Raw genomic sequence first — 12,689 nt, 5'->3', positions numbered from 1 at the left:
CCTTGAAGATGCGTTCTCGTGATTTTTGCAAAGACGACTATCCTCCAGAGAATGAGGTTCTTTGGGTTTAGCAGTGATCATAGGTGTCAACTTAACGCAAAACCGACAACCCAACTGGGAATTAATTCCCAGTCTAATAGCAAAAGTCATCTCAAGATGACTAAATAACCGTAAAAATTTTTAAATTCTTTAGTAAACTTCAGTTTACTTTGGCTATTAGACCGGAACTTAAGTTCCGGGCGGGTTTGGATGCTAAACAAATAAGCTATTTGTAGCCTAAGTTGACACCAATGAGCAGTGCTAAACCACTACAAATCTGTGGTTTTCGTGATTTTACAAAAGTCCATGTCTCAACCGTTTTTAGTATAATAAATAACTGAGTTTCCAATTTTTCTGTAGTGAACTCGCGTACTCACTCACCGGAGGTACTTAGGCTCATAAGTAATTGGACAAAAATATTTACAGTCATTGCGAGCGAAGGGAAGCAATCACAACCCTTGGAATTGCTTCATTTCACTTCGTTCCATATGGCTAACGCCACGCAACGCTTACGCAATGACATTGTGTAATTAATTCTGTATCACTACTTACTATATTGAGTGGAAGAATTGCCGATCTTAGAGATATTGTTAAAATAGCCGTATAACACTATCTTGCTAAAAATTTACAGCACTTCCTGCTGTTATGAGGTACAAAGTTTCATCGCCAATCCTGTAGGGGCGCAGGGTCTGCGCCCTTAATTGTATTGCATTCAACCTGCAACTGCTGTATATGATCTCCCAACAAATTGAAGATCAATCTCAACAACTTGAGTCACGAGTTGCAACCTTAGAAACAGAATTAGCACAAATGAGACAAATGCTATCTGTATTAGTTCCTAACAAAACTCCTTGGTGGCTGAAAATTGCTGGTAGCTTTGAAAACGATCCTCACTTTGAGGAAGTAGTTAAGTTAGGGAAAGAATGGCGTAACTCTGCTGAATAGCTTAATCTCATGTATATTCTTGACACCGATAGCGAAGCACTGCTGCAAGCAGATAACCTCAGCTTTATCCGGCGTAATGGGCAGGAAGGAAAGCAAATTTTAGCGAGGCTGGCAACCATACAAGAGAACGAAGTGACAGGTTATCAATTTATTCATTTTATGTCTATTTATCTGTTTCAAGCTACTCGTCGCCGGTTGGCAATTTGGTACACGGCTATAACGGCAATTTTACTATTATTATTTGCTAGTGGAGTATATTTATATGTTCGTAGTACATTGGTTGAGCGCATTGACGATACACTATATCATGTGGTGGAAGTTGTCGAGCGCTCTTTGGTAATTGAACCGATAAATTTTCACCCAAATCAACTGCGAATAAATGTAGAAGCTAGTTTTCCTAATAATGCTGAAAGTGCCGAAGATGATCGGATTGATTTAGAGTGGTTTAGTTCTAATGGTGAATTATTATGGTCAACTTTTTCGGAAATATTAGATATTCCTATTCATACTCATCATACAGGTGAAACTGTGCGAATAGAGGGCATGGGAGGATGGGGAGAATCTGCACAGTTATTTAGACAAGTTACGAAAAGGATAGAAAAAGGAAGACAAGTTTTAGGATATTTACGAGTTAGTCATCCTTGGTTTGAGGTGACGAAACCTAGCCGGGAATTAATTTTTGATTTGGCTTTAGGTATTAGTTTAATGCTATTGTCAGTGGCGGCTAGTGGTTGGTTTTTATCGGGTAAGGCGATGGAACCTGTGCGAGAATCTTATCAACGCCTAAAACAATTTACTGCTGATGCTTCTCATGAATTAAGAAGTCCGATTGCTTTAATTCAAACTAATGTTCAAATTGCTTTGGCTGATTTGGATGCAGGGGAAGAAGAAAAAAATACGGTTGAATATAAACAACAATTAAAGGTAGTAGAACGACTTACTCAAAGATTGGGGAAGTTAGTTAACGATTTGCTATTTTTGGCTAGACAAGATAGTGGTATTAGCACGGATTTATTTTCATCTTGTCCTCTTGATGCTTTATTAATGGAAGTTGTAGAAGAACAACAACTGGTAGCTAGAGAAAAACAAATTAATCTGGTTTTAAATTTAGTTGATTCTGCGTTGACAAAAGTTAATCCCGAATTACTAGAAAATTGGTTTACTCTCAGGGGGAATTGGGAGCAATTAGTCAGGTTATTTACAAATTTGATTGGTAATGCTTTGCAGTATACTCCACCTCAAGGAGTCATAAAAGTGGAGTTAGAAAGAATAGAGGGGATAAATCGAGTTACAGGAAGGCGTTACACTAATTCTCATTTACAAATAAAAGTTAGTGATACTGGCACTGGTATTCCTGCGGACGCGCTACCAAAATTATTTGACCGCTTTTATCGAGTTGATCCAGCACGAACTCATAGAGGTGGGAAAACCGCTACAGCCACAACTACTGGTTCAGGATTAGGATTAGCGATCGCTCAAGCCATTATCGAGCATCATCAAGGACAAATTCAAGTAACTAGCAATCTGGGCGAAGGTACTACTTTCACCGTTATTCTGCCAATTTTGTCCCAGGAGTCAGGAGTTCAGGAGTTAGGAGTTAGGAGTTAGGAGTTAGGAGGAAGAATAAAATTACCCAATGACCAATGACCACTGACTAATGACTAATGACCATCCTATCTGATTTTGTTAAGCTATCTTAAGCGAAAGCGTTAGCGATAAGATTCCAATATTCGGACTAGAAGGTGGTAGTGTGCCAAAATATATTCGGTTAATTTCGCTTTTAGTGGCAATCAGTTTATGGAGTTTGCCAAAAGCTGCCCATGCTCAGGCATTCATTCCGCATACAGTGCAAGTTGATAATGCTCAGTTAGAGAAACAGGGCTTGAATTTAGCCCAGGAAGCGGCTCAATTAGCTCAGTTTCAGCAAGTTGAAACAGCTTTAGTTAGAGCGCAATTGGCGGCGAAATTAGCCCCACAGAATGACAAAATATGGTGGTTACTGGGAAGTTTACATTTACAAAATCGAGATCTTGATCAAGCTGTCATCTCCTTGAACAAAGCCCAAACCCTCAATCCTAAAAATCCTGAAGTGCTGTTTGCATTGGGTTCAGCCAAATTTCAAAAAAAAGATTACCAAGGAGCTATTAGCCATTATCAAGCGGGTTTGAAATTAAAACCCAATTATTCCGGGGGTTTGTTTGATTTGGGTAATGCCTACCTTATGTTACAGAAATTCCCAGATGCGATCGCTCAATTTAATTTAGCAGTTAACCAAGATAAAAAGTTTTGGCCAGCAATTAACAATATTGGTTTAATCAAATACGAGCAAGGCGACATTCCGGGCGCAATTCAGCAATGGCAAACAGCAGTTAATATTGACAAAAAAGCCGCAGAACCTTTACTCGCTTTAGCCGTAGCATCCTATAATCAGGGCGATAAACAAAAAAGTTTAGAAATGGGAGTATCCGCACTCCGCATAGATTCCCGTTATGCCAATTTAGATTTTCTCAAAGAAAACCTATGGGGCGATCGCCTACTTGCAGACACCAAAAAATTCTTAGAAATACCAGAAATTAAATCAGCGTCACAGCCAAAGGAGGAAATACCCTAATAGGGGAGTGGGGGGAGTGGGGGGAGTGGGGGAGTGGGGGAGTGGGGGAGTGGGGGGAGTGGGGGGAGTGGGGGAGTGGGGGAGTGGGGGGAGTAGGGGGAGTAGGGGGAGGAGTTTTACTGATGACAACTGACAACTGACAACTGACAACGAACAACTATCCTTGTGGTAAAAGAGCCATAATTTGGTCAATAAACAGTTGGTGATCGACTACAGGCTTAGAAATATAACCATCAGCACCACTTTGGTTCAAAAAATTCTCCCGATCGCCTTCCATCGCGTGTGCTGTTACTAAAATCACTGGTAAGTTAGCTGTTAGTGGGTTAGACTTTAACATTTGTGTAATTTTGATGCCATCAACAGACTTACCTTGGTATACACTATGTGATAGGGACACATCCATCAAAATCAGGTCAATTTCATGGGATTGAGCTATTTTCATCACCTCATCTACATCTTCTGTATGTTTTACCTCCACCCCCCCACGTTTACTCAGTATTTTAGAAAAAACACGAGCATTAATTAAATCATCTTCAACAATTAGAACAGTTTTCATAAGATTTCATACTAAATAGGGCTAACATCTGATCAAAATCTATTGTATTTTTAATAATCCATAAGCATAGATCACATCAAAAATAATACTACTGCTTTTTCTCATCATGAGTATCAAGATTATGTGAGTATTTCTATTTGATCATCCGTTATGCTGTAATTTTAGAGCGTGTTATCTTCTAGCGGCTGTTGTGTAGTGAAAATTCAGGGAAAAACCTCATGGCAAAACAGTTAAACCTTCTCTCCAAGGGACAGGTCATCACCACCGCCCTGCACACCGAAATGCAACGGTCATACCTAGAATATGCCATGAGTGTGATTGTGGGGCGAGCCTTACCAGATGTTCGAGATGGATTAAAACCAGTACATAGGCGCATCTTATATGCCATGCACGAATTGGGTTTAACACCAGATCGACCTTATCGAAAATGCGCCCGTGTGGTGGGAGATGTTCTCGGTAAATATCATCCTCACGGCGATCAATCAGTTTATGATGCATTAGTTCGGTTAGTCCAAAACTTTTCCAGCCGTTATCCCCTACTCGGTGGACATGGTAACTTTGGTAGCGTGGATAATGATCCACCAGCAGCCATGCGTTACACAGAAACCCGTCTTGCACCTGTGGGACATGAAGGAATGCTGGCGGAAATTGCCGAAGAGACAGTGGAGTTTACTGGCAATTTCGACAATTCTCAACAAGAACCAACCGTACTCCCCGCTCAATTACCATTTTTGTTACTGAATGGTTGTGCGGGAATTGCTGTCGGTATGGCTACAAATATTCCCCCCCACAACTTGGGAGAAATCGTTGATGGCTTAATCGCCTTAATTGACAACCCAGATTTAACAGATGAAAAATTATTTCAATTAATTCCCGGTCCAGACTTTCCTACTGGTGGGGAAATTGTTGATCATGGTGGCATTAAAGAAGCCTATACCACCGGTAAAGGTGGTATTGTCATGCGCGGTATCGTCACAATGGAAGAAATTCCCGCCACCAGGGGAACTAAACGCCGGACAGCATTAATAGTCACTGAACTGCCCTTTCAAGTTAATAAGGCTGGTTGGATTGAAAAAATCGCCGATTTAGTCAATCAAGGTCGGTTACACGGAATTTCTGACATTCGAGATGAGAGTGACAGGGAGGGAATGCGCGTAGTTATTGAACTCAAACGCGATACCAACCCCCAAGAATTGCTCCAGCACTTGTATCACCAAACAGCTTTACAAACCACCTTTGGCGCGATTCTCTTAGCTATAGTTGACGGACAACCCCGCCAACTAACATTACGGCAACTATTACAGGAATTTCTCAAGTTTCGAGAACATACCCTCAACCGTCGCTACAGTTACGAATTAGAAAAAGCGGAAAATCGGGTAAATATCCTGGCAGGATTGTTAAAAGCTTTAGCAAATCTAGATGATGTTATCGCTATATTACGACAAGCCCCCGATGGCAGTACAGCCAAGATGACACTTTGTAGCCAGCTAGATTTAACGGAGGTACAAGCAGATGCTATTTTGTCTATGCCATTACGTCGTCTCACTGGTTTAGAACAGCAAAACTTACAACAGGAATTTGACCAACTTAACCAGGAAATTAGCGTATTGCGAACATTACTGGCAGACAGACGGGAATTACTCAAAGCCCTGAAAAAAGATTTGCGAACTCTCAAACGGAAATATAATGATCCTCGACGGACGAAAATAGTTCACACTACAGAAAAACCAGTTTCCGAAGAGAAAGGTAAAGCTAAACCAGCAGCAGTAGCCGCAGCAGAAAATTCTCCAGCAAAAATCCCCACTCCTAAACCGGAACAACCCCCAGAAGAAACCATTTTAGAAGTTACCCAACGAGGTTATGTCCGGCGAATTTCCCCCAACAGTAAAAAAACAAAAGGGGAAAATGGCTTGCTAGATCATGATTTCCTGATCCAAACTGAATTAACTAATACTCACAAAGACCTGTTAATCCTCACCAGCGGTGGTAAAGTTTACCCGATTACGGTGGGAGATATTCCCCTAACTACTGGACGTAGTTCGACTTCGCTCACTACAAGTTCAGCGCGAGGAACGCCATTGATTACGATGCTTACCAGTACCGCCCAAGGTAACACGGAAGCTATCATTACTCGGTTCTTGCTGCCAGAAAAACCCGAAACGTTGGAAATGGTTCTGTTAACGAAGGAAGGACGGATTAAACGCCTATCTTTATCAGAATTTGTGAATCTCTCACGGCGCGGAATTACAATTTTGAAGCTTAAAGATAATGATGAATTAGCGTTTACCCAATTCCTCAGCAGCGGAGAACATCTAACTTTAGCGAGTTCTAGCGGTCGTCTACTCAGGTTTCCCGTTAATGATGAACAACTACCGATTATGGGTCGGGCTGCAATGGGGTTACAAGCTTTCCGCCTTTTGAAAAATCAGCAAATGGTTGGTTGTGTCAATGTCAGTAAACATCATCAATTATTGTTGGTGACTGAGGAAGGATATGGCAAAATTATGGCTGCAAATCAGTTGAGGGCGGCGAATCGGGGGGATTTAGGAATACAACTTTTGAAGTTTAATAATAAAACCGACAATTTAGCGGCTATGGTAGCAGCAAAGCCAGGTTCGGAGGTCGCATTATTGACAAATAAGGAGCGAGTTATCCGCGTATCAATAGATGCAGTTCCTAATCTCAACAAAGATAGTAAGGGTGAAAGTATTTGTCAACTCAATAGGGATGAGAGGATTATTAGTGTGGTGGAAGTAGAGTAGGGTTTTGACAGTCCCCGGTCTCTAGATACGGGGATTTTTAAGACCAAATCAATCATTTTAACGGCAATGTCAGTAATAATTTTTATTTACTCTCTTCTTCCTTGTTCTTTTAATAATATATCCATCCATTCTCTATCTTCCGCTAACAAGTCTGGTACAGGAGGAATATGATAATCTAAAGTTAAATCAAATGCAGCTTGTTCATATATTTCTAAGAACAAATTCTGTAAATTTAACTCTATTTCCTCCTCTCCTTTTTGTAGAGGTATGGGAAAATTAGGTATAGTTTGTTTGACGGAAAATGCAAATAATTGAGCCGATGGAAACCGATAGGATCTCACAATTAAAATGCGATAATCTGTATCAGAAATCTTGGTGACAATGGGCATTTTTTCCCCAGTTCTAATTAAGTCAATTTCTACTAAGTTAGTATCACTTTGCAATATTTTCTCCCGTTTATCTAAATAGGATTTTCTACCTTCTTTAGTTTTTTTATTAGTGGGAGAAAGTATCTCAATTATAGTTACTACCTTACCTGTAGAAACTTCTCTAATTTCTAAATATCCTTCTTTAATTTCTAAAGGTAATGGTAAGGTTACAGTAATCGCCCTATTCTCTGTTTCTGTGGGTAAAGTCGCTATTGCAGTTTTATGAATATTTGGTTTTTGTGCTTGTTTAACTGATAAAATTGCTACATCAGGAATACCAATTAATAAAGAGTCTTCAGTATCAAGTCTATAGGTACGTTTTTCTATAGCTACTCGATATTGAGGACGCAAAGTAGGAGAGATAGCAATAGCGATCGCTGTAATTAATCTATGATGTACTTCTGACCATAAATCAGGATTTTCTAAGTAGGGATTCATCCCTGGAAATGGTGAACTCATAAATTTATCACTCTAAGAGTTACTCGTTTAGTATAGCATTTATGCAGGTTTTGCTCTGGATGCTGGTAAGTATTCAAATAAAAATATAAATCTCAGTGTTTTTGCGTTAATATAACTCTAGATGCTGAAATTTACGACTATGACCTCAAATTTTGCCTTCTTAAAACAGTTGTATAACGCTTTTGACCCATTCCGACCTTTACCTGCTGGAGATCCTGCTTATGTGGATTGTACGGATGTGCGGGGGGATGGGGATATATTGGAAGCGGTAGGGAGAGAGATATTATATTCTGACAGAAAAACCTGTCAACTGTATGCAGGTCATCGTGGTGCAGGTAAATCTACAGAATTACTACGACTACAAAAAGATTTAGATGAAAAGGGTTTTTTTGTCGTCTACTTTGCGGCAGATGAAGCAGATATTGATCCAGAGGATGTTCAATATACAGATATTCTTTTAGCTTGCACTCGCAATATTTTAACAGCATTTAAAGATAGAACAGATTCTCAAGCTGTATTGAATTGGTTAAAAGAACGATGTGAAGATCTAAAAGATTTATTACAAACAAAGATTTCTATAGATGAATTATCAATTGAAGCACAGGTTTCACAATTTGCCAAAATTACGACTAAAATCCGAAGTGAACCCAGTGAACGCCGAAAAATTCGTGATTTAATTAATCCCCATACTACCACTTTAACTAAGGCATTAAATCAATTTATTCAAGATGCTAAAAAAAATCTACCTTCCCAATATCATGAGTTAGTCTTAATTGCTGATAACCTAGATAGAATTGTCCCTGTAACTAAAGCAGATAACCGCAGCAATCATGACGAAATTTTTATAGACCGTAATGAACAACTGAAAGATTTAGATTGTCATTTAGTTTATACCATACCAATTTCTTTACTTTATTCTGACCGCGCAGCATCATTAACAGAGATTTATGGACTTCCCCAAGTTTTACCGATGATTATGGTAAGAACTCCTGAAAATGAGCCTTTCCAACCAGGACTTGATAAAGTTATTGAAATTCTCCAAAAACGACTAAATACAGTAGATGCTAGTAAATCTATTGTTGATTTCTTTGAAAGCAGATCATCTTTAGAGATGTTATGTTTAATGAGTGGCGGTCATGCGCGGAATTTATTATTATTAATGAAGGAAGCACTCAAATATACAACCTCTCTACCTATTACTGACAAAGCCTTGCAGCGTTCATTTAGCGAATTGCGAAAGACATATAAAGATACCATTTATGCGAATGAATGGGAAGCTCTGGCAAATGTTCATTATTCCAAAGAAATAGTTAATGATCAGCTACATCGGGGTTTATTATTTAATCGTTGTATTTTAGAATATCGTTATCTCGAATCAGATGGAGGAAGTAACGTTTGGTATGATATTCATCCTCTAATTAAAGGAATAAAAACATTTCAGGATGCCTATAATCAATTATATCCTGGATAGTTAGACCTCTCCCTAACCCTCTCCTCTTAGGAGAGGGGACAGGAAAAAGTTTAGATGCTGTGAATTTTCTATTTTTGTTCCCCTTCCCTTGTAGGGAAGGGGTTAGGGGTTAGGTTTTTAAAGTCGTAATATTAATAACAATTTTATTAAAAAATCCTCTAAAATTATGCCTCTTAAACTCAGTGATTGGGATCAAGATTTACCAATAGAAAAAGATGAAGAATATCAAGCCTTTATTCGTACACTTCAGTTTACAGACGGCTTTAGTATATTATTTGTGCGTTGTTCTCCGGCCGGAGGTGAACAATTAATTAGTCAAGTGAAAGCAGATATTCATGATCAAAATATAGAAGTGATCAAATTAGATAAAGATGTGACTAATTTATATGAAATAGTTAATAAATTACCTAACAAAAACAATATCAATATATTATTTATTACAGGCTTAGAGTCTTCATTATATAAATACGAAGAAGCCAAAACTTTAGTAGGTTGGACTAGTCGAGAAACTCATCATTATAGTTGGGAAGGTGTACCACCGATTTTAATTAACATCAACCAACAGCGAGAACGGTTTAGAGATAGTTTTAATATTTGTTTTGTTTTCCTATTACGACAGTTTGCTATTAAATATTTTATTCACCGCGCCCCCGATTTCTTTGATTGGCGTTCTGGGTTATTTGATTTTCCTTTAGATTCAAAAACTCTAGAACAAGAAGCTACAAGGATTATTCAGGAAGGAACTTATGAGAAATATGCAAATTTAACCAATGAAGAAACAAATCAGAAAATCTTAGAAATTATAGATATTATTGAACATGAAATAAATAATGAACAAAAAGCTGAATTATTTTTTGAATTAGGTTATTTGCAAAGAGTTAGAAAAAATTATGAAGAAGCCATATCTTCCTACGACAAAGCTGTGGAATTTAAACCTGATTACTACGAAGCTTGGAACAACCGGGGCATTTCCCTAGCTAATTTAGGCAGGTATGAAGAAGCCATATCTTCCTTCGACAAAGTTGTGGAATTTAAACCTGATGATCACCAAGCTTGGAACAACCGGGGCTATTCCCTAGGTAATTTAGGCAGGTATGAAGAAGCCATATCTTCCTTCGACAAAGCTGTGGAATTTAAACCTGATTATCACGAAGCTTGGTACAACCGGGGCTATTCCCTAGGTAATTTAGGCAGGTATGAAGAAGCCATATCTTCCTACGACAAAGCTGTGGAATTTAAACCTGATAAACACGAAGCTTGGAACAACCGGGGCATTTCCCTAGGTAATTTAGGCAGGTATGAAGAAGCCATATCTTCCTTCGACAAAGTTGTGGAATTTAAACCTGATGATCACCAAGCTTGGAACAACCGGGGCTATTCCCTAGGTAATTTAGGCAGGTATGAAGAAGCCATATCTTCCTACGACAAAGCTGTGGAATTTAAACCTGATAAACACGAAGCTTGGAACAACCGGGGCATTTCCCTAGGTAATTTAGGCAGGTATGAAGAAGCCATATCTTCCTACGACAAAGCTGTGGAATTTAAACCTGATAAACACGAAGCTTGGAACAACCGGGGCATTTCCCTAGGTAATTTAGGCAGGTATGAAGAAGCCATATCTTCCTACGACAAAGCTGTGGAATTTAAACCTGATTTTCACGAAGCTTGGAACAACCGGGGCATTTCCCTAGGTAATTTAGGCAGGTATGAAGAAGCCATATCTTCCTACGACAAAGCTGTGGAATTTAAACCTGATTATCACCAAGCTTGGAACAACCGGGGCATTTCCCTACGTAAATTAGGCAGGTATGAAGAAGCCATATCTTCCTACGACAAAGCTGTGGAATTTAAACCTGATTTTCACGAAGCTTGGTACAATAAAGCTTGTGGTTATGCCTTGCAAGGTAATATTGAACAAGCAATTGAAAATCTGCAAACAGCAATCAATTTGCATCCTGAAGAAGTTAGAGAATGGGCAAAAAATAATTCAGATTTTGATGCTATTCGGGAAGATGAACGTTTTCAAGCTTTACTTTAAAATAATCTCTACTTTCCCCAGGGCTATTTCGTTCTAACCATAAGTAGTGAGACAGAATTAATTACACAATGTCATTGCGTAAGCGTTGCGTGGCGTTAGCCATATGAAACAAAGTGAAATGAAGCAATCGCAAGGGTTGTGATTGCTTCCCTTCGCTCGCAATGACTGTAAATATTTTTGTCCAATTACTTATCTCACCGCTAAAGCCGCTGAGTTTTACGTTTACCGGATATTTCTATAAACTCTGGCAATATGCTGTATATTTTTATTAATTGAAATTTGATAGAAAAATGACAACTACAACTGAGCATTTACAAATTTTAGAAAAACGGGTTTGGATTTGGAGAGATTACCAAATTCAATATACTGTAATGGGTACAGGACAGCCTTTGGTACTAATTCACGGTTTTGGTGCGTCCATTGGTCATTGGCGCAAAAATATCCCGGTTTTGGCTAATGCTGGTTATCAGGTGTTTGCCTTAGATTTGTTGGGATTTGGTGGTTCTGATAAAGCTATTATAGATTATAGCATGAATGTGTGGGCAGAATTATTAAAAGATTTTTGCAATGCACATATTCAAACACCAGCAATATTTATTGGTAATTCTATTGGCGCTCTTTTAAGTTTAATTGTTTTAACAGAATACCCAGAAATTGCGGCTGGAGGGGTCTTAATTAACTCTGCTGGTGGTTTGAGTCACCGTCCCCATGAATTAAATCCAGTTTTGCGAGTTGTAATGGCAACTTTTAACAAATTAGTGGCTAACCCAGTTACAGGTAAATTCGTTTTTAACCGTATTCGTCAAAAATCGCAAATTCGCCGGACTTTATATCAAGTATATAGCGATCGCACTGCGGTGACAGATGAACTTGTAGATTTACTTTATAACCCATCTTGTGACCCAGGAGCGCAAGAAGTTTTTGCTTCTATTCTCACCGCACCTCCCGGTCCTAGTCCAGAGGAATTATTACCGAAGTTGGAATTTCCGTTATTAGTAATTTGGGGTGCAGAAGATCCTTGGACACCAATTACCGGCGCAAATATCTATGAAGCAGCGCGAGAAAATGGTCAAAATATTAAAGTTGTTCCTATTCCCGGCGCTGGCCATTGTCCCCATGATGAAGTTCCAGATATTGTGAATAGTGAAATTATTGATTGGTTAGGACAGGTAATTGATAATTAGTGATTTCTTAAACAGCAGAAGTTCAATAATTAGGCTATAAATCTCATGTAACTCCAGTAAATAGTGGAATAAAACATTGGATATTATGGATATAAGTCTATTTAGAGACTTCCAAATAAAAAAATGTCCCAAAACTGATGCAAAAATTCTCTCTCTGTGTACTCTGTGCCTCTGTGGTTCGTTTCTTGGGATAATT

9 protein-coding genes are annotated in these 12,689 nt (G+C 38.8%); 7 read left to right on the top strand and 2 right to left on the bottom strand.

Annotated features, from left to right (window positions below; translation table 11 throughout):
• The first annotated feature begins 771 nt into the window (after positions 1-771).
• From AA650_RS02655 to AA650_RS02645, 3 genes are all read left to right on the top strand, one after another.
• The gene (locus AA650_RS02655) at positions 772-984 is read left to right on the top strand and encodes a hypothetical protein (protein ID WP_053537858.1); all 213 of its coding nucleotides are present in this window, start codon (positions 772-774) and stop codon (positions 982-984) included.
• Positions 985-1,155: 171 nt separating this feature from the next.
• Positions 1,156-2,592: a sensor histidine kinase gene (locus tag AA650_RS02650; protein WP_053541162.1), complete on the top strand. Its 1,437-nt coding sequence runs from the start codon at positions 1,156-1,158 to the stop codon at positions 2,590-2,592.
• Between the two features lie 142 nt (positions 2,593-2,734).
• Positions 2,735-3,595, top strand: coding sequence for a tetratricopeptide repeat protein (locus AA650_RS02645; protein WP_053537857.1), 861 nt, complete (start codon positions 2,735-2,737; stop codon positions 3,593-3,595).
• 157 nt (positions 3,596-3,752) lie between these two features.
• Here AA650_RS02645 and AA650_RS02640 read toward each other — a convergent pair whose 3' ends face one another.
• Positions 3,753-4,151, bottom strand: a complete 399-nt coding sequence (locus AA650_RS02640; protein ID WP_053537856.1) for a response regulator — start codon at positions 4,149-4,151, stop codon at positions 3,753-3,755.
• A 218-nt stretch (positions 4,152-4,369) separates the two neighbouring features.
• Between AA650_RS02640 and AA650_RS02635 the strand changes: the two genes are divergently transcribed.
• The gene (locus AA650_RS02635) at positions 4,370-6,913 is read left to right on the top strand and encodes a DNA gyrase/topoisomerase IV subunit A (RefSeq protein ID WP_053537855.1); all 2,544 of its coding nucleotides are present in this window, start codon (positions 4,370-4,372) and stop codon (positions 6,911-6,913) included.
• 86 nt (positions 6,914-6,999) lie between these two features.
• On the opposite strand, the gene AA650_RS02630 is transcribed toward AA650_RS02635, so the two are convergent.
• Positions 7,000-7,800 carry a DUF4058 family protein gene (locus AA650_RS02630; RefSeq protein ID WP_053537854.1) on the bottom strand — a complete coding sequence of 267 codons (801 nt, stop codon included), beginning with the start codon at positions 7,798-7,800 and terminating at the stop codon, positions 7,000-7,002.
• Positions 7,801-7,939: 139 nt separating this feature from the next.
• On the opposite strand from AA650_RS02630, the gene AA650_RS02625 reads away from it, so the two are divergent.
• From AA650_RS02625 to AA650_RS02615, 3 genes are all read left to right on the top strand, one after another.
• Entirely contained in the window at positions 7,940-9,271 is a 1,332-nt protein-coding gene (locus tag AA650_RS02625; RefSeq protein WP_053537853.1) for a P-loop NTPase fold protein, read from the top strand.
• Positions 9,272-9,437: 166 nt separating this feature from the next.
• A complete protein-coding gene (locus AA650_RS02620; RefSeq protein WP_081424118.1) occupies positions 9,438-11,309 on the top strand; it encodes a tetratricopeptide repeat protein in 1,872 nt (623 codons plus the stop codon).
• 290 nt (positions 11,310-11,599) lie between these two features.
• Positions 11,600-12,493, top strand: coding sequence for an alpha/beta fold hydrolase (locus AA650_RS02615; RefSeq protein WP_053537852.1), 894 nt, complete (start codon positions 11,600-11,602; stop codon positions 12,491-12,493).
• Positions 12,494-12,689 lie beyond the last annotated feature (196 nt).

The organism is Anabaena sp. WA102, assembly GCF_001277295.1.
In the GTDB taxonomy this organism is placed as follows: Bacteria; Cyanobacteriota; Cyanobacteriia; order Cyanobacteriales; family Nostocaceae; genus Dolichospermum; species Dolichospermum heterosporum.
Note: the sequence above shows the minus strand (reverse complement) of the source record. Positions and strands in the feature narration are given on the sequence as shown.

What these genes read in the sequence shown, in the direction of transcription:
- AA650_RS02630 (WP_053537854.1), bottom strand. Translation starts at nt 7,800, where the DNA reads ATGAGTTCACCATTTCCAGGGATGAATCCCTACTTAGAAAATCCTGAT.
- AA650_RS02615 (WP_053537852.1), top strand. Translation starts at nt 11,600, where the DNA reads ATGACAACTACAACTGAGCATTTACAAATTTTAGAAAAACGGGTTTGG.
- AA650_RS02655 (WP_053537858.1), top strand. Translation starts at nt 772, where the DNA reads ATGATCTCCCAACAAATTGAAGATCAATCTCAACAACTTGAGTCACGA.
- AA650_RS02625 (WP_053537853.1), top strand. Translation starts at nt 7,940, where the DNA reads ATGACCTCAAATTTTGCCTTCTTAAAACAGTTGTATAACGCTTTTGAC.
- AA650_RS02640 (WP_053537856.1), bottom strand. Translation starts at nt 4,151, where the DNA reads ATGAAAACTGTTCTAATTGTTGAAGATGATTTAATTAATGCTCGTGTT.
- AA650_RS02635 (WP_053537855.1), top strand. Translation starts at nt 4,370, where the DNA reads ATGGCAAAACAGTTAAACCTTCTCTCCAAGGGACAGGTCATCACCACC.
- AA650_RS02620 (WP_081424118.1), top strand. Translation starts at nt 9,438, where the DNA reads ATGCCTCTTAAACTCAGTGATTGGGATCAAGATTTACCAATAGAAAAA.